This is a genomic window from Streptomyces sp. CB02058 (assembly GCF_001905505.1).
Taxonomy (GTDB): domain Bacteria; phylum Actinomycetota; class Actinomycetes; order Streptomycetales; family Streptomycetaceae; genus Streptomyces.
The window spans coordinates 68,965-91,567 of record NZ_LIPG01000011.1; the positions used below are offsets into that span (position 1 = coordinate 68,965).

General features: G+C 70.0%; 22 protein-coding genes and 1 riboswitch. Of the genes, 5 read left to right on the forward strand and 17 right to left on the reverse strand.

What is annotated here, in order from left to right; all coding sequences use genetic code 11:
* Positions 1-76: 76 nt before the first annotated feature.
* On the reverse strand, positions 77-1,333 hold the full coding sequence (locus tag AMK10_RS36280) for an alpha/beta hydrolase (protein WP_073753962.1): 1,257 nt from the start codon (positions 1,331-1,333) through the stop codon (positions 77-79).
* A gap of 53 nt (positions 1,334-1,386) precedes the next feature.
* Here AMK10_RS36280 and AMK10_RS36285 point away from each other — a divergent pair, with 53 nt between their 5' ends.
* On the forward strand, positions 1,387-1,953 hold the full coding sequence (locus AMK10_RS36285) for a helix-turn-helix domain-containing protein (RefSeq protein ID WP_073753964.1): 567 nt from the start codon (positions 1,387-1,389) through the stop codon (positions 1,951-1,953).
* Between the two features lie 95 nt (positions 1,954-2,048).
* Here AMK10_RS36285 and AMK10_RS36290 read toward each other — a convergent pair whose 3' ends face one another.
* From AMK10_RS36290 to AMK10_RS36295, 3 genes are all read right to left on the reverse strand, one after another.
* Positions 2,049-2,561: a hypothetical protein gene (locus tag AMK10_RS36290; RefSeq protein ID WP_241839825.1), complete on the reverse strand. Its 513-nt coding sequence runs from the start codon at positions 2,559-2,561 to the stop codon at positions 2,049-2,051.
* A 27-nt stretch (positions 2,562-2,588) separates the two neighbouring features.
* Entirely contained in the window at positions 2,589-2,816 is a 228-nt protein-coding gene (locus AMK10_RS38440) for a hypothetical protein (protein WP_241839826.1), read from the reverse strand.
* 257 nt (positions 2,817-3,073) lie between these two features.
* The gene (locus AMK10_RS36295; RefSeq protein WP_073753966.1) at positions 3,074-3,583 is read right to left on the reverse strand and encodes a DinB family protein; all 510 of its coding nucleotides are present in this window, start codon (positions 3,581-3,583) and stop codon (positions 3,074-3,076) included.
* Positions 3,584-3,817: 234 nt separating this feature from the next.
* On the opposite strand from AMK10_RS36295, the gene AMK10_RS36300 reads away from it, so the two are divergent.
* Entirely contained in the window at positions 3,818-4,639 is an 822-nt protein-coding gene (locus AMK10_RS36300; protein WP_073753968.1) for a PhzF family phenazine biosynthesis protein, read from the forward strand.
* Between the two features lie 24 nt (positions 4,640-4,663).
* Here the strand turns inward: AMK10_RS36300 and AMK10_RS36305 are convergent, their stop codons facing one another.
* Entirely contained in the window at positions 4,664-5,443 is a 780-nt protein-coding gene (locus AMK10_RS36305) for a CPBP family intramembrane glutamic endopeptidase (RefSeq protein WP_073754004.1), read from the reverse strand.
* 92 nt (positions 5,444-5,535) lie between these two features.
* Entirely contained in the window at positions 5,536-7,041 is a 1,506-nt protein-coding gene (locus tag AMK10_RS36310; protein ID WP_073753970.1) for a glutamate-cysteine ligase family protein, read from the reverse strand.
* Positions 7,042-7,532: 491 nt separating this feature from the next.
* Between AMK10_RS36310 and AMK10_RS36315 the strand changes: the two genes are divergently transcribed.
* Positions 7,533-8,147, forward strand: coding sequence for a hypothetical protein (locus AMK10_RS36315; protein ID WP_073753972.1), 615 nt, complete (start codon positions 7,533-7,535; stop codon positions 8,145-8,147).
* 288 nt (positions 8,148-8,435) lie between these two features.
* Positions 8,436-8,642 (forward strand): DUF5999 family protein, encoded by a 207-nt coding sequence (locus tag AMK10_RS36320; RefSeq protein ID WP_073753974.1) that lies wholly within the window; start codon positions 8,436-8,438, stop codon positions 8,640-8,642.
* A 70-nt stretch (positions 8,643-8,712) separates the two neighbouring features.
* On the opposite strand, the gene gcvP is transcribed toward AMK10_RS36320, so the two are convergent.
* On the reverse strand, positions 8,713-11,598 hold the full coding sequence (gene gcvP / locus AMK10_RS36325) for an aminomethyl-transferring glycine dehydrogenase (protein ID WP_073753976.1): 2,886 nt from the start codon (positions 11,596-11,598) through the stop codon (positions 8,713-8,715).
* A gap of 193 nt (positions 11,599-11,791) precedes the next feature.
* Positions 11,792-11,887, reverse strand: a riboswitch (glycine riboswitch).
* A gap of 133 nt (positions 11,888-12,020) precedes the next feature.
* On the opposite strand from gcvP, the gene AMK10_RS36330 reads away from it, so the two are divergent.
* A complete protein-coding gene (locus AMK10_RS36330) occupies positions 12,021-12,395 on the forward strand; it encodes a PRC-barrel domain-containing protein (protein WP_073754006.1) in 375 nt (124 codons plus the stop codon).
* On the opposite strand, the gene AMK10_RS36335 is transcribed toward AMK10_RS36330, so the two are convergent.
* The 10 genes from AMK10_RS36335 to AMK10_RS36380 all read right to left on the reverse strand — a co-directional run bounded on the left by AMK10_RS36335 (position 12,314) and on the right by AMK10_RS36380 (position 22,469).
* On the reverse strand, positions 12,314-13,771 hold the full coding sequence (locus tag AMK10_RS36335; RefSeq protein ID WP_073753978.1) for a DNA polymerase IV: 1,458 nt from the start codon (positions 13,769-13,771) through the stop codon (positions 12,314-12,316). The genes AMK10_RS36330 and AMK10_RS36335 overlap by 82 nt on opposite strands.
* A gap of 99 nt (positions 13,772-13,870) precedes the next feature.
* Positions 13,871-14,488: a MerR family transcriptional regulator gene (locus AMK10_RS36340; RefSeq protein ID WP_073753980.1), complete on the reverse strand. Its 618-nt coding sequence runs from the start codon at positions 14,486-14,488 to the stop codon at positions 13,871-13,873.
* 169 nt (positions 14,489-14,657) lie between these two features.
* Positions 14,658-15,131 carry a bifunctional nuclease family protein gene (locus AMK10_RS36345; protein WP_006123076.1) on the reverse strand — a complete coding sequence of 158 codons (474 nt, stop codon included), beginning with the start codon at positions 15,129-15,131 and terminating at the stop codon, positions 14,658-14,660.
* Between the two features lie 53 nt (positions 15,132-15,184).
* Positions 15,185-15,928, reverse strand: coding sequence for a transcriptional regulator FtsR (ftsR, locus tag AMK10_RS36350; RefSeq protein ID WP_073753982.1), 744 nt, complete (start codon positions 15,926-15,928; stop codon positions 15,185-15,187).
* Between the two features lie 42 nt (positions 15,929-15,970).
* Entirely contained in the window at positions 15,971-16,750 is a 780-nt protein-coding gene (locus AMK10_RS36355; protein ID WP_073753984.1) for an FHA domain-containing protein, read from the reverse strand.
* A gap of 190 nt (positions 16,751-16,940) precedes the next feature.
* Positions 16,941-17,759, reverse strand: coding sequence for a DUF881 domain-containing protein (locus AMK10_RS36360; RefSeq protein WP_073753986.1), 819 nt, complete (start codon positions 17,757-17,759; stop codon positions 16,941-16,943).
* 5 nt (positions 17,760-17,764) lie between these two features.
* Positions 17,765-18,097: a small basic family protein gene (locus AMK10_RS36365; protein ID WP_003970459.1), complete on the reverse strand. Its 333-nt coding sequence runs from the start codon at positions 18,095-18,097 to the stop codon at positions 17,765-17,767.
* Positions 18,094-19,014 carry a DUF881 domain-containing protein gene (locus AMK10_RS36370; protein ID WP_198959870.1) on the reverse strand — a complete coding sequence of 307 codons (921 nt, stop codon included), beginning with the start codon at positions 19,012-19,014 and terminating at the stop codon, positions 18,094-18,096. Before AMK10_RS36370 ends, AMK10_RS36365 begins: the two co-directional genes overlap by 4 nt.
* 238 nt (positions 19,015-19,252) lie before the next feature.
* Entirely contained in the window at positions 19,253-21,748 is a 2,496-nt protein-coding gene (locus tag AMK10_RS36375; protein ID WP_073753990.1) for a mannose-1-phosphate guanyltransferase, read from the reverse strand.
* Between the two features lie 112 nt (positions 21,749-21,860).
* A complete protein-coding gene (locus AMK10_RS36380) occupies positions 21,861-22,469 on the reverse strand; it encodes a CDP-alcohol phosphatidyltransferase family protein (protein ID WP_073753992.1) in 609 nt (202 codons plus the stop codon).
* Positions 22,470-22,603 lie beyond the last annotated feature (134 nt).

The window sequence follows — 22,603 nt, forward strand, 5'->3', positions numbered from 1 at the left end:
ACCCCCGGCGCCTCCCGAACCGGCCACCCGCGCCCCGCCAGGCACTCGGCCTTCCACCGCACGGCGGACACCCGCGTCAGAGCCGACGGTCCAGCCACGCGGCGATGTCCGTGACGACCGCCGCGTCGACGTGCTGCGGCGCCAGGTACCCGGCGGGCGTCGAAGGTCCCGTGCCCGGGAAGAAGAGGTGGTCATCGGCTTCGTGGATCCGGATGGTGACGTCCGGATGCCCGGTCAGCCCCTCCCTCCAGAGGGACAGGTCGTGCTCGACGGTCACCTGGTAGTCGCGGCCTCCCTGGAGGATCAGCAGGGGCTTGTCCAGGCGGGCGGCGGTGGCAACGGGGTCGTAGGAGCGCAGGTCCAGCCAGTACGAGGCGGAAAGGCCGAAAGGCAGGTCCTCCCGGGGCGTACGGGGTGACAGGGCGGCCTCGACGGTCACTGCCTGACGGGTGATCTCCGCGAGGAGCGCCTCGGAGCGCGGACCGGGGTCGAGGGCGGCAAGGTGGCCCACGACCCGGACGGCCGCCCGGTGCATGGGCTCGGCGTCACCCGCCAGGATCACGGCACCCGCGACGGACGGCTCGGCCTCGGCGACCCGCGGGGCGGCCTTGCCGCCCATGCTGTGCCCGGCGACGAACACCCGGCTGGAATCGACGCACGGCTCGTTCTGGAGCAGACGCACTGCGGCGACGGCGTGGGGGACGTACTCCTGCGTCATCGTGAAGTCGTCCGCGGCAGCCACCTGCGCCGCGTGCGTGAAGGTCACCTTGTCGTGGCGCAGCACCGCCACGCCGCGGCATGCCAGCCCCCAGGCGAGGTCCTTGAGGGGCTTGTTGGGGCCGCTGGTCGCGTCCCGGTCGAAGGGGCCACCGCCGCTGAGAAGCACGACTCCGGGCCATGGGCCGTCGCCGCGCGGAACGGTGACCGTGCCGGCCACGGCGAGAGGGCCGGCCCCGACCGTGACCTCGTGCTCCTCGAAGGCGTCCGGATCCGAGTAGCGGGGCGGCGTCCATGGTTCGCCGGCAGGAGGCGCGAGGCGCAGCCCGTTCAGCAGGCCGACGGAGTCGACCGACATGACGGCGGTGAACTGTCCCCGCTCGCAGACCACGGGCACGCCGACACGGGTCAGGTCCGGGCGCAAAGGCTCGCTCGACGGTTCGCCGAGGTCCGTGACCGGACCGGTCCGCGCGGTCTCGGCGAGCCAGGCCGCCTGGAGTGCCTCGACGGTCACCGCAGCACTCAACGGCGGGCTGAACCGCGCGACGATCTCCCCGAAGCGGCCGTCGCATGCCCACTCGACCACCAGCACGGCGGTCTGCTCAGCAGCTTGCATCGCTTCACCTTTCTCAATTTTGATAAAGGTAGCATGCGTGAGAATGTTTGGTCATGGACACCTTGGAACTCCTGGCGCACCCTGTCCGCCTCCGCGTGGTCCACGCCCTGCGCGGCGGGCGGGCCCTGACCACCGGCCAGTTGTGCGCTCTCATCCCGGATGCCTCCAAGGCCACCGTCTACCGGCACGTCGACCTTCTCGCCGCAGGCGGCATCCTCGACGTCGCCGACGAACGGCGGGTGCGGGGTGCCGTCGAACGCAGTTACCGGCTGAGGCAGGAGCACCCGGGCATCGACGCGGAAGCCATGCGTGCGCTCACCCCACAGCACCACGAGCGGGCGTTCGCTGCCGCGATGGCCGCCCTGGTCGCCGAGTTCGGCGCCTATCTGGAGCGCGACGGCAGTGATCCCGTGGACGACCTCGTCGGCTACCGCCAGCACGCGATCTGGCTCAGCAAGGACGAGCTCGCAGAGCTGATCGGAGCGATGCAGGCCGCCATCGCGCCCCTCCTCGCCAACGAACCCTCGCGGGACCGCACCCGCTACCTCCTCAGCCCCATCCTCTTCCCCGCCGAACAGGCCGGACAGGCCGAACAGCCAGAACAGCCGGACCGGTTGTAGCCGAAGGGGCAACGTCACTCAGCTGTTCGGCCCTGACGCCCGCGATCGGCCTCACAAAGGGAAGCGGGGCGGGGCCTGGCCGCGTCACTCGGCGGTCAGGCGGGAACGCCGGCCCGGTTCAGGACGGCGGCCATCTCGTCTTCGGGGAGCGCCGGGTTGGCGCCCGCGCTGGAGGCCAGTTCGGGTTCGTGGAGGGCCTCGCGGAGCCGGTGGAGCGGGAGGCGCGGATCACCGGCCGCTGCCTGACGCGTCCAGACCGCGGGGTCATGGCTCAGCCGTTCGATCAGCGCGGGCGCGGCGGCCGGATCCCGGACGGCCAGTCGGCGGTAGTTCCCGTCCGGGTGGTCCGCGTAGCGGGCGGCGAGGCCCTCGCGGGGAAAGCGCGGGTGCGTCTCCGCCATCCAGGCGGAGAACGTCCCGCCGAGCCTCGCGTACACCCGCATCAGAACCTCCTCCGGGGTGTCGGGGTGGTGAATGCCCAGGCGGTTATCCACCACCGGATCCTCGACGCGCGCGAGCAGGAGCAGCAGACCGGACGGCAGGTGGGGACTCCGGGCGGCGGCGCGCTGGAGCAGCGGGTGGGCGGAGACCGCGGCGCGGCGCAGCACCTCGGGGTCGCTCAGCCCGTCTCGTACCTACTGCACGGTATCCCCCCGGTCGAAGTCCCCGGCCGTGAAGTCGATCTCCATGCGCCGCGTCTCGTCCAGCTCCGGCCTGAGCGAGATGGCGAGCCGTACGTCCTCGTCGGGGTCGGCGGCGAGCCGCTCCACGAGATCGGCGGGCAGCGACGGGTTCTCGGCGAGTGCCGCCAGGTGCGTCCGCTCGGCGAGGCACCTCTCGGCGTCGGCGCGGACGACCGTCACCACCCCCGTCGAAGGCGAGCAGGCACAGCAGCAGCGGTGTCGGCAGCGACGGATTGCGGGCGACTCCGTCCAGTGCGGACGCGTGGAACGCGACCATGATGCCCCTACCCCCCATGTCTCCGCGTCGGCTGGTTCACGGCCATGGCTCCCGTCCGGCGGGCGGTCCGGCCGCCATGATCGGCTGGACAGGTCTGACGGCCGCGCCGGAACAGCGGGGCTCCGGCGTCGAACTCACGCCGGTGCCCGGAAGTCATGAGTCACGCCGTCGGGTCCGGCCCCGGAACCCGGTCGGTGGCGAGCAGCTGCTCGCGCAGGATGTCGGCGTGCCCGCAGTGGTGGGCCAGCTCGCGCAGGACTTGCAGATACACCCAGCGCAGCGTACGCGGTCCGGTGCGGTGGCCGGTCACGACGGTGTCCAACGACAGACCCGAGACGATCGCCGCGGCCGTCGCGCAGGCCTCCTGATGGGCCGCCCGGACGGAGGCGACGGTGTCGTCGTCGGAGAGCCTGAAGGATTCGTCCGGGCTCTGCACCAATCCCAGCTCCCGACGGGACGTGCCGCCGACGCACTCCTCGAACCAGACCCGCTGCATCCACGTGACGTGCTTGAGCAGGCCGAGCAACGTGGTTGCCGAGGGTACGAGCCGTCGGCGGACCTGTTCCTCGGTGAGGCCGTCGAGGGTTGCCTCGACGGCACTCCGACCGTCCTTCACGAACGCGTCGAACTGCCTGCGTTCGTCGTCCAGCAGCACATCGAACGAGCCCATCGGAGTCTCCCATCGCGTCGCGGAACGGGGCATCGGCTCGGGCGAGCGGCTGTCCGCACCGGCCTCGCCCACCCTAGGAGCCGACGGCGGCGGAAGGGCGATCGCGGAACGCGCGCCAACGGCGCCGGCCGAAGGGGGTCACCTCCGTGGCGTGGGCCGACCCGCCGACGGTACGAGCCGCGCATCCGCGATTGGCCTTGGACCGCGCGATTGCGTCCGCCTACCGTCTGCTCCATGAAGATCCGCATCGTCGACGCGTTCACCGGCCGCCCCTTCGCCGGCAATCCCGCCGGAGTCGTGATCCTGGACTCCGGGACCTTCCCCGGGGCCGACCGCCTCCAGATCATCGCCTCCGAGGTCAATCTCTCCGAGACCGCCTTCGCCCACCCGCTGCCGCCGGGCGGCGACGCCGACTGGGCGCTGCGCTGGTTCACCCCCACGACCGAGGTCGACATGTGCGGGCACGCGACACTCGCCACCGCTCACGTCCTGCACACCACGGGAGCCGCGAGCGGCACGGTGCGCTTCGCGACCCGGTCCGGCGTCCTGCGCTCCACGGCACACGAGGACGGCACCCTGACGCTGGACTTCCCGACGGCGCCTCTGACACCGGTGCCGGCCCCGGCCGGACTGGCCGAGGCGCTCGGCGCGTCGCCGCTCTCCGTCCATGACACGGGCGAGCAGGTCGGCGACCTCCTGGTGGAACTGGCCGACGAGGCGGCCGTACGCGCTCTCCGGCCGGACTTCCGCGCGCTCGTCGCCTGTTCCCGACGGGGCGTCATCGCCACGGCGGCGGCCGAGGACCCCACGAGCGGCTACGACTTCGTCTCGCGGGGCTTCTTCCCCCGGGTGGGCATCGACGAGGACCCGGTGACGGGCAGCGCCCACACCGCTCTGGCGCCCTTCTGGTCGGCCAGGTTCGGCCGTGGCGACCTCACGGGCCTCCAGGCCTCGGCCCGCTCGGGTCTGGTCCGCACCTCGCTGCGGGGCGAGCGCACCCTGCTGACCGGCAGCGCGGTCACGGTCATCGACGGCGACCTGCTCGCGGGACTCTGAGCCCGGCGGGCGGGGCGGCCCTGCTCACGGGGTCGGCAGCCAGTCCACCTTGCCCGCGAGCAGGGCGTAACCGACGAACGCCCCGATGTCGAGCAGGGCGTGGGCGACGACAAGCGGCCCGACCCGCCCCCAGCGCCGGTACAGCAGCACGAAGACCACGCCCATGACCATGTTCCCGATGAAGCCGCCGATCCCCTGGTAGAGGTGGTACGAGCCGCGCAGTACGGAACTCGCCACCAGCGCGGCCATCGGCGTCCATCCCAACTGCCCCAGCCGCCGCAGCAGATAGCCGACGACGATGACTTCCTCGACGAGGGAGTTCTGGAGCGCGGAGAGGATCAGTACGGGGAACTTCCACCACACCTCGGGCAGCGACTCCGGCACCACCGTGAGGTTGAATCCGGTGGCCCGCGCCACCAGGTAGAACGCCAGCCCGGCGCTGCCGATCCCCGCCGCGACCAGAGTGCCCCGGCCGAGGTCCTGCCAGGGCCTGGTGCGGTCGAGGCCGAGGGTCCGCAGACTCGCGCGCTCCCGCATGAGCAGGTGGGCCACCAGGGCGACGGGCACCAGCGCCGTGGCGATGCCGAAGAGCTGCCAGGACAGGTCGAGCCATGGCCGGCCCGGGGCGTACGAGCCGTTCAGCGTCGCGGCCTGGTCCTTGAGGCCACCTGGTTTCGTCAACGACCCGATGAAGCTGATCAGGGCGGACACCGCGCTGGCCCCGAGCGAGAGAGCCAGCACGAGCAGCGTCTCCGAGCTCAGGGTCCGCCGGGACACCCCCTCGTGAGGAATGGATTCAGCCACGCGCCCCGCCTCCACCTGTGCACCTTCCGTCGACTACGCGTCATAGCTTGCCCGAAGGTGTCGCGGAGGCGGGACACCGGGAGGCTCCTCCCTCAGGGGGCGGGGAAGCCGACCGGCCAGGTGTGCACCGGCTCGCCCGCCTGCATCAGCTCCCCGTAGCGCCGGGTGGTCGCCGCCAGGGCCCCCTCGCGTTCGAGGCCCGCGTCCAGCGCCCGGTGGTAGGTGTCGACCTGCCAGGAGGCTCCGTTCACCCCGAGCCGGCAGCGTTCCTCGATCACGCCGAGGTAGCGGTCCCGGTCCGAGGGCTCGATGTTCCAGGCGTCGAGCCCCGCGGCGGCGAGCGGCAGCAGTTCGTCCCGTACGAGCTTGACGGCGGGCACCTTGGCCACGCCTCCGGAGCGGCCGGGACGCGGCCAGAGCAGCTCCGCCTCGATGCCGTGGCGGCAGGCGGCGTCGAAGTTCTCGGCAGCCGCCTCGAAGGGCAGCCTGCTCCACACGGGCCGGGACTCGTCGGCGAGCGCGCGCACGAGCCCGTAGTAGAAGGCGGCGTTGGCGATCACGTCGACGACCGTGGGACCGGCGGGCAGGACCCGGTTCTCCACCCTCAGATGGGGCACGCCGTCGGCCAGCCCGTAGACCGGGCGGTTCCAGCGGTAGACCGTGCCGTTGTGCAGGACGAGCTCGGCGAGGGCCGGCACCCCGCCCTCGTCGAGAACGTGCAGCGGATCCTCGTCGTCGCAGATCGGCAGCAGCGGCGGGTAGTAGCGCAGATTCTCCTCGAAGAGCTCGTACGCCGATCCGATCCAGCGCTCCCCGAACCAGGTCCTCGGGCGCACCCCCTGATTCCTGAGTTCGGGCGGCCGTACGTCCGTGGCCTGCTGGAACAGCGGCGGCCTCGACTCCCGCCAGAGCTCCTTGCCGAACAGGAAGGGAGAGTTGGCGCCGAGGGCGATCTGTACGGACGCGATGGCCTGGGCGGCGTTCCAGACGTCGGAGAAGCGGTCCGGGGTCACCTGGAGATGCAACTGCACGGAGGTGCAGGCCGATTCCGGGGCGATCGAGGAAGAGGTGGAGACCAATCGCTCCACGCCTTCGATATCAAGGATGAATTCCTCACCGCGGGCCGCCGCCATTTGATCGTTGAGAAGCGTGTAACGGTCCACGTCGGAGAGGTTCGCCGAGACCAGGTCATCACGTCCCAGGGTCGGCAGGATGCCGATCATCACGATCCCCGCGTCGACCTCCGCGGCCTTGCGATGGGCATATGCGAGTCCGGTGCGCAACTCCTCGGCGAGCTGATCGAAAACCCGGCCGCTCAGCCGGTGGGGAAGAATGTTTACTTCCAGATTGAACATCCCCAGTTCCGTCTGGAAATCCCGGCTGGCGATGCGCTGGAGCACCTCAGCATTCCGCATCCTCGGCATGCCGTCCGAACCCGCGAGATTCAGCTCGATCTCCAGCCCCATGAGATTCCTGGGCCGATCGAACCTCCGCTCCGACAGGAGCCTCTCCAGCCCGGTCAGGCACCGGGTGAGCTTCTCGCGGTACGCCTGCCGATCGGACGGGGCAAAGGCGCCCGCCACGACCTTCTCGCCCATCGAAGGGTCCCTCCTCGAGTGGGCGGCCCGCGGCACAGGCCGCTCGTATCACGATCGATAATGCCCCGACGAGATGATCCGTAACGCCTGCGCGCCCTCCGGACAGCCACTAGTCTGGTGGCCGACGCCGGAGGCACATTCCGAAGGCATGAGGCATATGCAGTTCACGCGGCCGAGTTGCGTGGTAGAAACACCGACGTGTTTCAGCCTACCGCCGCATAGGGAAAATACCTGGCGGCAGGGGTCCGGAGCGGCCCGAATCCACAGAAACCCCGCAATTCAAAGGCTCAGATGCCCCTTGCGCGCAATATGCGGGTCAGGTAGCCGAAACATCGTGTGAACATTTGTCGTATAAACTCTGCGCACGAGGCAGAGAGTTGACGCACCGGCCCGTCCGCCCGTCACCGGCCTTCCTCTGGCCCCGCACGCCGACAGCGCCGTCTGCACCCGCCCACGCATCACCGTGTCTCCGAAGTGAGAGGCGACCCACTATGCCGCTGCATGTTTCCCCGGCCCCCGCGCCCGCACTGCGCAGCGTTCTCGCGGCACTCGGTTCTCCCACCGCAGTGCGCGAGGCCCATACGCCCGCTCTCAGGTCCGTCCAGGGATCTCTGAGCCCCGAACTCCCGCTTCCCGTCCATGTGCTGGACCGGATCGTGCCGAACGAGGCCGCTCCGCGCACCCGCCTGGCCGGCTGGCGCTTCCTGATCCGTGACGGCGAGCGCGCCGTCGCCGCCGCGGACACCATGCTCACCGCCGACGGCTGGACGTTCTCGCACTTCTTCGAGGGCCCGTACCTCCTCTCGACCGAACTGGCCGTGCGTCAGGCGGAGTCGTCGTCGGCGCACTACCAGCCGCGCCTGCTCTCGGTGCCCGAGCTGTACATGCTCACCCTCTGGCTGCACCACGACACCGGGGCCGACGCCGGCGGCGGTGTGCTCGCGCCGACCGATGTGCTGGTGCCCCTGGCGCCCGCCCCGCCGGGCATCACGGCCTACCGGCCGCATCATGTCGCCGAGCTGCTCCCGGTCATGACACTGCGTGTCACCCCAGCGCCCCTGCCGGATCTGCCCGAGGTCCCCGGCCTTCTCGGGTCGCCTGCCTGACCCCGCGTCATCACGCGCCCCCGCCGGGACTCCCGGCGGGGGCGCGTCGGCTTCCCGTGCGGACTAGTCCGGTCAGGTCACCCCGAACCATCCGAACGGACAGTCCAGTTGGATCGAACCGTCCGGCCGGGTGATGCGTCATGGGAGGAGAACAGCAGCTGCAGCGAAATCCCTGCGGAATGACGCCCGTGGGGCAACACTGGGACCGGACCGACTGATACGGGGGCGGCCATGAACACATCGTCCAGCCGCAGGACACTCGAATCGACGCAGCGAAAGAACCCCTCCATGTGCCAGCACCAGCCACCCTGCCCGACCGCCGACTCCAACGACCGGGAGGCCGCACGCCTGATGGCCCACCACCCGGAACAGGGATGGAGCCTGCTGTGCAACGGCGTCCTGCTCTTCGAGGACACCGGCGAGCTGCTCCCGGACGGGCAGATCATCGCCCCTCACCGGCCGCTGAAGAGCGACCGGGTGGTGAAGGCCGCCTGACCGAGGCAGCAGAGACACGGGGGCCGGCCCGGAGAATTCTCCGCACCGGCCCCGACGCGTGTCCGCGCTCCTACTGGTCGTACTCCTCCAGCGGCGGGCAGGAGCAGACCAGGTTGCGGTCACCGAACGCACCGTCGATCCGGCGCACCGGCGGCCAGTACTTGTCCGCGGGCGTGACGCCGGCCGGGAAGACGGCCTCCTCACGGCTGTAGCCGTGGGTCCACTCGCCGCCGAGCGAGGCAGCCGTGTGCGGGGCGTTGCGCAGCGGGTTGTCGTCCGCACTCCAGGCCCCGGAGGCGACCTTGTCGATCTCGCCCCGGATGGCGATCATCGTGTCGCAGAACCGGTCGAGCTCCGCGAGGTCCTCGCTCTCGGTCGGCTCGATCATCAGCGTCCCAGCCACCGGGAAGGACATGGTCGGCGAGTGGAAGCCGTAGTCGATCAGCCGCTTGGCGATGTCGTCGATGCTGACGCCGGTCTCCTTGGAGAGCGGCCGCAGGTCCACGATGCACTCGTGCGCGACCAGACCGGCCGGGCCGTTGTAGAGGATCGGGAAGTGCGGTTCCAGGCGCTTGGCGATGTAGTTGGCCGCGAGTACGGCGACCTGCGTCGCACGCTTGAGGCCCTCGCCCCCCATCAGGCGTACGTACGCCCATGAGATCGGCAGGATGCCCGCCGAGCCCCACGGGGCGGCCGAGATCGGGCCGACGCCGGTCTCCGGGCCCGCGGCGGGCTGGAGGGGGTGGTTGGGGAGGTACGGCGCCAGGTGGGCGCGCACGCCGACCGGGCCGACGCCCGGGCCGCCGCCTCCGTGCGGGATGCAGAAGGTCTTGTGCAGGTTCAGGTGGGAGACGTCACCGCCGAAGTGGCCCGGCTTGGCGAGGCCGACCAGGGCGTTGAGGTTGGCACCGTCCACGTAGACCTGACCGCCGGCGTCGTGCACCTCGCCGCAGATGTCGGCGACGTGCTCCTCGAAGACGCCGTGCGTGGACGGGTAGGTGATCATCAGGACGGCGAGCTCGTCGCGGTACTGCGCGATCTTGGCCCGGAGATCCTCTATGTCGACCTCCCCGTCCTCGGCGGTCTTCACCACGACGACCTTCATTCCGGCCATCACGGCGCTCGCCGCGTTGGTGCCGTGCGCGGAGGACGGGATCAGGCAGACGGTACGGCCGTGGTCGCCGTTGGCACGGTGGTAGGCGCGGACGGCCAGGAGACCGGCGAACTCGCCCTGCGAGCCCGCGTTGGGCTGGATGGAGACGGCGTCGTAACCCGTGACCTCGGCGAGGCGCTCCTCCAGCTCACGGATGAGGGTGAGGAAACCCTGTGCCTGCTCGGCGGGGGCGAAGGGGTGCAGCGCGCCGAACTCGGGCCAGGTGATGGACTCCATCTCGGCGGTCGCGTTCAGCTTCATGGTGCAGGAGCCCAGCGGGATCATGCCGCGGTCCAGCGCGTAGTCGCGGTCGGCGAGCCTGCGCAGGTAGCGCAGCATCGCCGTCTCGGAGCGGTGCTGGTGGAAGACCGGGTGGGTGAGGACCGCGTCGGTGCGCAGCAGCCCCTCGGGCAGCGCGTCGGCCGTCTCGGCATCCAGTGCCTCGATGTCGCCGTCGGCTCCGAAGGCGGCCCAGACCGCGGCGATCCGGGCCCGGGTGGTGGTCTCGTCGCAGGCGACGGAGACGTGGTCCGCGTCGACGAGGCGCAGATTGACCCCACGCTCACGCGCACCGGCGACGACGTCGGCCGCCGTCCCCGGCACCCGCACGGTGAGGGTGTCGAAGTACGCGTCGTGCACGATCTCGTTGCCGGCGGCCTTCAGCCCTTCGGCCAGGACGGCGGCGTAGCGGTGGGTGCGCTGCGCGATCGTGCGGAGCCCGTCCGGGCCGTGGTAGACGGCGTACATGCCGGCCATGACGGCGAGCAGCACCTGGGCGGTGCAGATGTTGCTGGTGGCCTTCTCGCGGCGGATGTGCTGCTCGCGGGTCTGCAGCGCCAGGCGGTAGGCCTTGTCGCCGTCCGCGTCCACGGAGACACCGACGAGGCGGCCGGGCAGGCTGCGGGCGAACTTCTCGCGTACGGCCATGAAGCCGGCGTGGGGTCCGCCGAAGCCCATCGGGACGCCGAAGCGCTGGGTGGTGCCGACGGCGATGTCCGCGCCGAGCTCGCCGGGCGAGGTGAGCAGCGTCAGGGCCAGGAGGTCGGCGGCGACGGAGACGACCGCCCCCAGCTCGTGCGCCTGGTCGATGACGGGCTTGATGTCGCGCACGGCCCCGGAGGCGCCCGGGTACTGGAGCAGCACGCCGAAGACGCCGCGCTCGGCGATCTCAGCCGGGATGCCGTCGGTGAGGTCGGCGACGACGACCTCGACGCCGGTCGGTTCGGCGCGGGTCCGGATCACGGCGACGGTCTGCGGCAGCGTGTCGGCGTCGACCAGGAAGACGCCTTCCTTCACCTTGCCGACGCGCCGCGCCAGGGCCATGGCCTCGGCGGCGGCCGTGCCCTCGTCGAGGAGCGAGGCTCCCGAGGTCGGCAGGCCGGTGAGGTCGGCGACCATCGTCTGGAAGTTCAGGAGGGCCTCGAGGCGCCCCTGGGAGATCTCCGGCTGGTACGGCGTGTAGGCCGTGTACCAGGCAGGGTTCTCCATGACGTTGCGCAGGATCACCGGCGGGGTGAACGTGCCGTAGTAGCCGAGCCCGATCATCGGGGCCAGCACCTGGTTGCGGTCGGCGAGGACGCGCAGCTCGGCCAGGACCTCGGCCTCGGTACGGGCCTCGGGGAGGTCCAGCGCCTCGGCGCTCCTGATCACGTCGGGCACCGCGGCGGCGGTGAGCTCGTCGAGGGAGCCGTAACCGACCTGGGCGAGCATCTTCGCCTGGGCCCCTGCGTCGGGCCCGATGTGGCGCTGCTCGAAGGGAATGCCCTGCTCCAGCTGGGAGAGCGGAGTGCGACGGGGGGTCATGATGGAGGCCTCCTGGTCTGCCACGACCTGCGAGGGGCGCCACGGCGTGGCTGCCCGTACGGCCTCCCCATCTGTCATCTCGACCTGAGAGCTTCACCGGGACGCCCTGGGGCGTACCGGCTTTCACCGTCGGTGAGGGCGGCGCCCGCGGCGGCGTGTGCCGCACGGATTCCGCCCTGCTTTCCAGAGTGACCTCGTCCGTGCGGTACGGGGGCCTGAGAGATTCCGGGGAGGAGTTGCTCCTTCGGCGCCCCCGGATCTCTCCGGAGGACTCTCCCGCACGGGGTCAGCAGCCGGTTCCAGCCTACCAGCGGGGACGGAGCGGGCCGTCTCGAGTGGCCGATACCCCGGTTCTGCCCTTTCGTAGTGCCTGTGGAGCAGTTGCGACCACCCTGATGCAGTTGTGACCCGTGGGAGGCACCGTGCAGACCGACATCGATCCGCGCAGCCTGATCGGCCGAAAGGCCTTCGACCGTCAAGGTGCCAAGATCGGAACGGTGGACGAGGTGTATCTCGACGACGCGACGGGCGTACCCGAATGGGCCGCCGTGCGCACCGGTCTCTTCACCAGGGACGCGTTCGTCCCGCTGGAGCCGAGCGAGTTCGTCGACGGGGCGCTGCTGATCCCCTTCGACCGGGCCCTGATCAAGGACGCGCCGGACTTCGGCGTCGGCCGCCATCTCTCCCCCGAACAGGAACTCCAGCTCTACCGCCATTACGGGCTGGACTCCGCCCCGTCGGCAGGGCCCGTCGCCCCGGACCGCGACTTCGGCCGGCTGGCCGGCCAGGAGGAGTAGTCCGCGGGCCGCCGCACCAGCGGGAGCGGATCGGCCGGCTGCAGCTGCGGATCGTCGACACGGAACGTGCGCACCCGGCCGGGCGGTGTCCAGGGCTCCTCGAAGCGCACCGTGACCCGGCCGACGCCGCTGCCCTGCACCCATCCGTGTCCATGGACCTCGTGCCGTACGTCGTGCCCGGCGGACCAGCGCCGGGGCGCCGTCTGCTCCTCGCTCTCCCGGGCCTCCCGCACAGCCGCCTCCGCCTCCTCGGGGGCGGCTCCGGTCGCCGCGGCCTCCTCCGCCGCGTGTTCCGCCTCCGCTTCCGCGGCCTGCGCGAAGAGGTCCTCCTGGGTGAAGTCCGCCAGGCCCGTGACGCCGACGCCGAGCAGCCGCACTCCGCCGGTGGTGTCGACGGCCTCCAGGAGCCTCGCGGCGGCCTCCCTGACCACCGTGGGGTCGTCCGTGGGGCCCCGCAGGGTCTCGGACCTCGTGAGCGTGGAGAAGTCGTAGCGGCGTACCTTGAGAACGACGGTGCGCCCGGAGCGCCCGGCCCCGCGCAGCCGCCCCACGCACCGGTCCGCCAGCCGCTCCACCTCGGTCCTGACCCGCACACGGTCGTGCAGGTCGACGTCGAAGGTGTCCTCGACCGACACGGACTTGGCGTCCCGCTCCGCGACGACGGGCCGGTCGTCGTACCCCTGGGCCATGCGGTGGAGCGCGACGCCGTGCGCCTTGCCCAGCAGGCGTACGAGCTCGGCCTCCCCCGCCTCCGCGAGGTCGTTGACGACGGTCATGCCGGCGCGCCGCAGATGGTCTCCTGTGGCGGGCCCCACGCCGGGCAGGATGCGCACGGACATCGGCGCGAGGAGCTCGCGCTCGGTGCCGGGCTCGATGAGCATCAGTCCGTCGGGCTTCGCCTCCTCGGAGGCGATCTTGGCCAGCATCTTGGAACCGGCCAGGCCCACGGAGCCGCTGAGGCCGGTGACGGCCCTGATCACCGTACGCAGCTCCACGCCGATCGCACGGGCGGAGGCCGAGTCGTCGGCGACCCCTCCGGCCTCCAGGTCCACGAAGGCCTCGTCCAGGCTGAGCGGCTCGACGAGCGGTGACAGCCGCCCGAGCAGCTCCATCACCTGGTCGCTCACCGTCCGGTAGAGCGAGAAGCGGGGGACCAGGTAGGCCGCGTTGGGCGCCAGCCGACGCGCCTGGGCCATCGGCATCGCCGAGTGCACACCGAGCCGCCGGGCCTCGTACGAAGCGGTGGCGACGACGCCGCGCATCCCCAGGCCGCCCACCACCACCGGCTTGCCGCGCAGACTCGGCTTCGCCGCCTGCTCCGCAGAGGCGTAGAAGGCATCCATGTCCAGATGCAGAATCGTGGGCGCGGCTCTCACATGGACCGATGGTGCCCTACGCCACTGACAACCGCCCCGCCCGGCGCGTGCGCGGTGCGGGGCGGCTCGGGTCAGGGCTCCTGTTGCTGCTCCGCCGGGTCAGACCGCGCGGTTGCGCCGGCGTGCCAGTTCGTCGGCGGGGTTGTGCCCGATCAGCGTCTCCCCCGTGTCGACCCGCTCCCCGTGGAGCTGGGAGAGCGCCGCGTCGACATCCCGCCAGACGACGCCGACGGCGATCCCGAAGACGCCCTGGCCCCCCTGGAGCAGACTCACGACCTCGTCGGGCGAGGAGCACTCGTAGACCGTCGCCCCGTCACTCATCAGGGTCATGCGCTCGAGATCCGTGAATCCTCGTGCCCTGAGGTGCTGGACAGTGGTGCGGATGTTCTGCAGAGCGACCCCCGTGTCCAGGAACCGCTTCACGATCTTGAGGAGCACCACGTCCCGGAAGCTGTACAGGCGCTGCGTCCCCGACCCGTAGGCCGGACGTACGCTCGGCTCGACGAGCCCCGTACGCGCCCAGTAGTCCAGCTGCCGGTAGGTGATACCCGCCGCAGCGCACGCTGTGGGCCCCCGATAGCCGATGTCACCCGCCACTGCCACACCGTCCGCTGCCACCACCGCCGGCTGAACCGGCTGTCTGATGGAGTGGTCGGCCGCACTGCCGTGCTGCCGGTACGGCCCACCCGCAGCCGTACCGTCGCCGCTGCTTCTCACGCCGACCTCCGTCCTTGACCTGCCACCTCGAAGGTAGGCAGTCACCAGGGGTGCGTCAACGATCGCCACACTCGGCACGCCGAGTGATAATCACCCTGAGGGTGGTTTCCCGTGACTGGTTTACGGGAACGGCTTGTCGGATGCGCTGACGCCGCCCCTCCGAGGACGGTCACTGGCTGTTGGTACCGAAGTCCTCCGGCGAGATCTGGTCGAGGAACTCGCGGAACTTCTCCACCTCGTCCTCCTGCTCGTCCGGGATGGCGATGCCCGCATCGTCAAGCACCCCGTCACTGCCGTAGATCGGCGTACCGGTGCGCAGGGCGAGCGCTATGGCGTCGGAAGGACGCGCGCTCACCTCGACCCCGCTGGCAAAGACCAGCTCCGCGTAGAAGACCCCTTCTCTGAGGTCCGTGATGCGGACCTCGGTGAGCTCCTGGCCCACGGCCTCGAGCACATCCTTGAAGAGATCATGGGTCAGCGGCCTGGCCGGAGCCATGCCCTGCTGGGCGAAGGCGATCGCGGTCGCTTCCCCAGGGCCGATCCAGATAGGGAGGTACCGGTCGCCTCCCACTTCACGCAGGAGCACGATCGGTTGGTTGGAGGGCATTTCCACCCGGACACCCACAACGTCGAGCTCGTTCACACAGCAACCCTAGGACGTGCTCGCCATGTTTGGATAGTCGGGCTCCTCCAAGGTCAGTGAAAGCTCACCTTCAGCGCGGACTGCACGAGCGCCGCGTGGAGCCTCACGGACAGCTCGGCGAGCTCCCTGGCGGTCGCCTCGGCATGGGCCCTGGTCTGCGGATTCCGGTGCCTGCGCAGGGGCGCGACCACCTGCTCGACGAGCCCGGCCTCACGCTCCGCCGCCGCTTTGACGGCCCTGAGGTGCCGAGGTTCCAGCCCGAACCGGCCGAGATCGGCGACGAGCCTGGCCACGGTCACCGCCTCGGCGCCGTAGCTCCCGCCGGACGCGGGCACGACCAGCCCGTAGGACTCCCACTCGTCGAGCTGCTCCTCGGTGATGCCGGCGGCGGCGAGGAGCTCGGAGCGGCCGATACGGGCCGCTGTCGCCGCGCCCGGGTCCTGGTCCCAGCTGCCGTCCCCCAGCTCGCCCTGCGCGCCCTGGGACGGCAGCGCGACCTGCTCACCGCGGGCCAGGGCCTCCAGGTGCTCACGGATGACCTTGAGGGGCAGGTAGTGGTCCCGCTGCATGCGCAGGACCTGTGCCAGCCGCTCGACGTCGGCGGGACCGAACTTCCGGTAGCCCGACGGCGTCCGCTGGGGCTCGATCAGCCCTTCCGTCTCCAGGAAGCGGATCTTGGAGATCGTGACTTCGGGAAACTCGTCGCGCAGCTGGAGGAGCACCGTGCCGATACTCATCGTGCGCTCGCCCGCGGCGGCGGTGCCGTGACCGGCACCGCCTGTCGGTGTTCGCAGCATGGGCCTTCCTGGTGGTCCCCCCGGACGGTGTCCGGGGAAGGGTCACACGCCCCGCTGGCTCGCGTAGAAGACCAGCCGGTACTTACCGATCTGGACTTCGTCGCCGTTGGACAGCGCGACGGAGTCGATGCGCTCACGGTTGACGTAGGTGCCGTTGAGGCTGCCGACGTCGCCCACGGTGAAACTACCGTCCGGACTCCTGCGGAACTCCACATGACGCCGCGACACGGTCACGTCGTCGAGGAAGATGTCGCTCTGCGGGTGACGGCCGGCCGTCGTCAGGTCGCCGTCCAGCAGGAAGCGGCTGCCCGAGTTCGGGCCTCGGCGCACGACCAGCAGCGCGGATCCCGCGGGCAGCGCGTCGACCGCGGCCTGGGCTTCCGGGGAGAGCGAGGGAAGGGACGTCTGCCCCGTCGCCTCTGCCTCGTACGCCTCGATACCGGAGATCGAGATGGTCGAGGTCGTCTCCGAAGCCCGCTCGGGAATTCCGCCCCGCAGCGGCGCGCCGCAGTTGGAACAGAATCGGCTGGCCTCGGCATTGCGATGCCCGCACCTGCTGCAAACCGGCATGGACGAGCCCTCCGGAGCGGGGGCGAACCCTCCACCCGTACTTGAGGTTGATGGTTCCCCGAAACCTATGCGTCCTGCACCGGCGGGGTCAACCGACGACGCGCCGGTACCACCGGCGGTTCCCGGCACCTCATCGCGGAAGAGCGGGCGCTCCGAGCCCTGCTCCTCGGCACCCTGACGCGGAGCGCGGTGGCGGGCAGCGTTGCTGTCCTCGCGGGCACTCTTTCCGAACAACTTCGCAAACAACTTCACGGGCGTTTCCCCTTGACCGAAATAGACCCGCCCGTGGGGCAGGACGAACCCTGAATGAACACACCTGCCGACCCGGACATCCTCACAACGTCCGTATCCACCCGACAGTTTCCACCACGCGTCACCGATCCGTTGCGGCGACCCCCCGCAACCTCGTGCCCGTGTCCTTCGAGCACCACACACCCCTGTCTCACTGGGGCGACGACCGAGCGTAGTCAGGCTGCTCCGCCGGTCGCAAGGCGTCCACCACGATGTCGTCGGCGCGTGCCACTTCCGCCGTGGCCTGCTCCTTCTCCAGCGTCTGCACCACGCCGCCGGGGATGTTCAGAGCCGGTTCCAGGTCCTGCGGCTTGCCGATGACCTTGAACTCGTACGGAGCCTCGATCCTCTTGCCGTCCACCCTCAACTCTCCCCCGTCCCCGGAGAAGTACGTGTTGGCGACGACCCGGACACCGTTGATCTCGATCGCCTCGGCACCCGCGGCACGCAGCTCCTGGATGGTGTCGAGGAGCATGTCGGCCTCGACCGCACCGCTCGGATCGCTGATGGTCAGCGTGATCCCCGGACCGTGCGCCGCGACGGTACCCGCCAGGATACCGAGCTGGCGCTCCTTCTCCAGCGTCTGCTTACGGGCCTCCTCCGCCTGGTCGGAGCTGTTCTCCAGCTCCGTGCGCTGGTCGTCGAGGCGCTGCTTCTCGTCCTCCAGGCGCTGGGTGCGGTTGTCGAGCTCGTCGAGGATGCGGACCAGGTCCTCCTGGCGGGCGCCGCGCAGGGCGCTGTTGTCGCTGTTCGACCTGACCTGGATGGCAAGACCGAGGCCGAGGACGAACAGCAGGAGCGCCACGATGAGTTGGGCCCTGCTCACCCTCGGCGGCCAGAGTCCCGCCAGCAGCCGCTGACGTCCGGAGACACCCTCGGCGGGGGCAGGGCGTGACGGCTCGGGCCCGGGGGCCTCGGGGGGAAGCGCTCCGGCCGGTCCCCCACCGAAGGGGTTCTGTTCGTTGTTCATCGGCCTCAGGCCCGGAAGACGTGGCGGCGGATGGCCGCGGCGTTGGAGAAGATCCGGATGCCGAGCACGACCACGACACCGGTGGACAGCTGGGCCCCGACGCCGAGCTTGTCACCGAGGAAGACGATCAGCGCCGCGACGACCACGTTGGACAGGAACGACACCACGAAGACCTTGTCCACGAAGATTCCGTCCAGCATGGCCCGCAGGCCGCCGAAGACCGCGTCCAGCGCGGCCACGACGGCGATCGGCAGATAGGGCTCGACCACCGCCGGCACTTCGGGCCGGACCAACAGTCCGACCACGACTCCCACGACGAGGCCCAGTACGGCGATCACGATGTGCCCTTCCCTGTGTCTGCCGCACCACTGCCCGTGTCTGCGGCCTGAGGCTCTGCTGTACGTACGATCAGGCTGGGAGCGGCCGGCAGGCGCACCTTCTCCTGTTCGGAGATGCTGGTGCGGATGTCGAAACTTTCGTGCAGCGCCTGAAGGTACTGGCCGTCCGCGCTGTCGCGGAACCGCGTGGCGAGCTGCTTCCCGTCCCCCACCGCGAGCACCGTGTACGGCGGCACGAGCGGCCTGTTGTCGACCAGTATGGCGTCGCCGGCCGCGCGGATGGCCGAGAGGGCCGTCAGCCGCTGCCCGTTGATGGCGACCGCCTCGGCGCCGGACTGCCAGAGGCCGTTGACCACGCGCTGCATGTCGCGGTCGCGCACCCGGCCGGTGTCCGCGAAGCCGGTGGACTCCCGCGGTCCCCCGCCACCCTGGTCGGTGTCCTCCGCGTCGTCCACGACGAGCTTGATTCCTGGCCCCTCCACGGCAGTTGCGCCGGACAACAGGGCGACCAGGCCGCCCTGGTCCCCGCCGTGCCGCTCAAGGGCCTTGCGCTGCCGCTCGTTGACGTCCTTGCGCAGCTTGTCGACATCGGCCTCCAGCGTGTCCGCCGTGGAGGTCTCGGCGTTCACGCGGTCGATGAGTTCCTCGCGCTCCTTGGCCACGACGGGTGCCGCGACCTGTGCCTCGGCGGCACCGAGGGTCACCACGAACGCGGCCAGCACCAGACCGGCCGCAAGGCCCAGCTTGGCCCTGAGCGTGCGGGGCAGCCCGGCATCGCCCTCCGACCTGCGGCGGGCGGAGGCCTCGGCGTATCCCTCGTCGAGGCTGTGTTCCATCACGGTGGTCAGCAGCGACATGGACGCGTCGGGGCGAGGACGCGGCGGGGCGCTACTCCGATCGGGGGGCGGCTGCGACATGCCGCACATCGTCGCACGTCATGGAGGCTGCCGCCGAATGGCCCCACCGTCGGCCCGGAACCGGTGGCACATCGGATGCCGGGCCGACCGTCGACGACCTGGGGCCTCGTACACGCATCACGCGGGACGCGCATGCCGCCGCACGTGCGGGACCTCGCTCGCGGACCAGGCCCGGCCCGAGCGGGAGACCCCGGGGCCTCCCGCTCGGATCATGCCGGGCTGTATCCGCGCGAACGCCCTAGTCGCCCGCGCTGTCCACGACCGCAGCCCACTCGTCGAGCAGCGCCTGTGCGGAAGCGTCGTCGGGGCCCTCCGCCCACAGATGGGTGACCGCCTCCGCCCGGTCGGGCAGCACCATGACCCAGCGGCCGTCGGTCTCGACCACACGCACACCGTCGGTGGTGTCCACGCTGCGCTCGCCCGCGGCCTCGACGACCCGCCGCATGACGAGCCCCTTGACCGCCCACGGTGTGGCGAGGTCTCGCCGCAGGACATGGGCGCGCGGGATGCGGGCGTCGATCTGGCTCAGCGTGAGCTGTGTCCTGGCCACCAGGCCGATCAGCCTGACGAACGCCGCGGCACCGTCGAAGACGCTGCTGAACTCGGGGATGATGAAGCCGCCGCGGCCGTCGCCGCCGAAGATGGTCGTGTCCTCACGGCCCACCCGCGTCAGATCGTCCGGCGACGTGGTCGTCCACTCGACCTGCGTGCCGTGGTAGGCCGCGACCTGCTCGGCGACGCGGGTCGTCGTCACGGGCAGGGCGACGCGGCCGCTCCTGCGCTCGGCGGCCACGAGGTCCAGCATGACGAGCAGCGCCCGGTCGTCCTCGATGATGCGGCCCCGCTCGTCGACGAGCGACAGGCGTTCGCCCACGGGGTCGAACCGCACCCCGAAGGCCGCGCGTGCGGACGACACGATCTCGCCGAGGCGCACCAGCCCCGCCCGACGGGATTCGGCGGACTCGGTGGGCCGGGATTCGTCGAGTCCCGGGTTGATCGTGAGGGCGTCCACGCCGAGGCGTCCGAGGAGGCTGGGCAGAACGAGTCCGGCGCTGCCGTTGGAGGCGTCCACGACCACCTTGAGGCCCGCGTCGGCGATGCCGCTCGTGTCGACGTTGCGGAGCAGGGAGCCGGTGTAGGAGTCGAAGACGCTCGACGGGAAGTGGAGGTCTCCGATCTCGCCGGGGAAGGCCCTGCGGAACTCCTGGCGGGCGTAGACGCGGTCCAGCTTCTTCTGGCGTGCCTGGGAGAGGTCGGCTCCCCGCTCGTCGAAGAACATGATGTCGACCGAGTCCGGCACTCCCGGAGACGTACGGATCATGATTCCGCCGGCGCTGCCCCGTGCGGTCTGCTGACGGGCCACCGGCAGTGGCACGTTCTCCAGGTCGCGGACGTCGATGGCGCTGGCCTGCAGGGCCGAGATGACCGCTCTCTTCAGCGCACGGGCACCACGGGAGTGGTCACGCGCGGTCGTGACCGTCGCGCCCTTCTTGAGAGTCGTCGCGTACGCGCCGGCGAGCCGGACGGCGAGCTCCGGGGTGATCTCGACGTTCAGGATGCCGGTCACACCGCGGGCTCCGAAGAGGTGCGCCTGGCCGCGCGACTCCCAGATCACCGAGGTGTTGACGAAGGCGCCGGCCTCGATGGTCTTGAACGGATAGACCCGGACGTTCCCCTGGATGATCGATTCTTCACCGACCAGGCATTCGTCGCCGATCACGGCGCCGTCCTCGACACGCGACGCACGCATGATGTCGGTGTTCTTGCCGATCACGCAGCCACGCAGATTGCTCTGCTCACCGATGTACACGTTGTCGTGCACGACCGCCCGGTGCAGAAACGCGCCGGATTTCACGACGACGTTGGAGCCGACGACGGTGTGCTCGCGGATCTCCGCACCGGCTTCGATTTTCGCGTAGTCACCGATGTACAGCGGCCCTCGGAGTACGGCGTCGGCATGGACGTCCGCGCCTTCCGCGACCCAGACCCCGGGCGAGATCTCGAATCCGTCCACTTCTACGTCGACCTTGCGCTCCAGCACATCGGCCTGGGCCTTCACATAGCTCTCGTGGGTGCCCACGTCTTCCCAGTAACCCTCGGCGATATAGCCGAAGATCGGCTTGCCTTCCTTCATGAGCTGCGGGAACACATCACCGGACCAGTCCACGGAGGTGTCGGCCTGGACGTAGTCGAAGACCTCGGGCTCCATGACGTAGATGCCCGTGTTCACCGTGTCCGAGAAGACCTGGCCCCAGGTCGGCTTCTCGAGGAAGCGCTCTACTTTTCCTTCTTCGTCCACGATCGTGATCCCGAACTCCAGAGGATTCGGGACCCGGGTCAGACACACCGTGACGAGTGCGCCCTTCTCCTTGTGGAAGGCGATGAGGTCCGTGAGATCGAAGTCCGTGAGGGCGTCACCGGAAATGACCAGGAAGGTGTCGTCCTTCAGGGCCTCCTCGGCGTTCTTGACGCTCCCCGCGGTACCGAGTGGCTTCTCCTCGTTGGCATAGCTGAGCTCCATCCCGAGCTCTTCGCCGTCTCCGAAGTAATTCTTGACGAGCGAGGCGAGAAACTGGACGGTGACAACGGTTTCGTTGAGCCCATGCCGTTTGAGCAGCCTCAGCACATGCTCCATGATCGGCCTGTTGGCCACGGGCAGGAGCGGCTTGGGCATGCTTGAGGTCATGGGGCGAAGGCGGGTGCCTTCACCGCCTGCCATCACGACGGCCTTCATGTCGGAAACGTCCTCCTCGAAGAGACGACGGTCTAGCCGACTTCGCCCGTCGGGGCAACACCACAACTATCCGGTGCGGGCCTGCGACTCTGCACGGCGCCACGTCAACGAGCTAATCGGCTACTTCATCCGCCTTGACCAGACGGCGGACCTGGACCACGTAGAGGATCCCTGCCCACCAATAGAGCGTTGTACCCCATCCAGCGAACGCCCATCCGAAAATGGTGCCCAGCGAAGCAAGCCAACCACTTCCGTCGCTGAGCAGCAACAAGGGGAAGGCGTACATCAGGTTGAACGTTGCAGCTTTACCCAGGAAGTTCACCTGGGGCGGCGGATAGCCGTGTCGGCGCAGGATTGCCACCATCACGAGGAGCATCAGCTCACGGGCGAGGAGCGCTGCCGTCAGCCAGAGGGGCAGGATCTCCCGCCACGTCAGTCCGACGAGGGTGGACAGAATGTAGAGGCGGTCGGCAGCCGGGTCCAGGAGCCGGCCGAGACTGCTGATCTGGTTCCACCGGCGGGCCAGCTTGCCGTCGAGGTAGTCACTGACACCGCTCAGCATCAGGACCAGCAGGGCCCAGCCGTCACTGTTGGGCCCGCCGAACACGGGGCGAAGAATCAGCCACAGGAAGAGCGGTACGCCGACGAGGCGAGCCATGCTGAGGATGTTGGGGATGGTGAGTACTCGGTCCGTCTGAACTCGAGTCTCCTGGACCTCCACCCGGGGGCCTCCTGTGAAGAACGTGCCAATGATGCCCCCTGACCTTACCCTCAGCATCCTTGCGGCAGTGCACAGGGGTACGGGCAAGGGGCCGTGAACGCAGAAAAGCCCCGTGCCACAAGGGCACGGGGCTT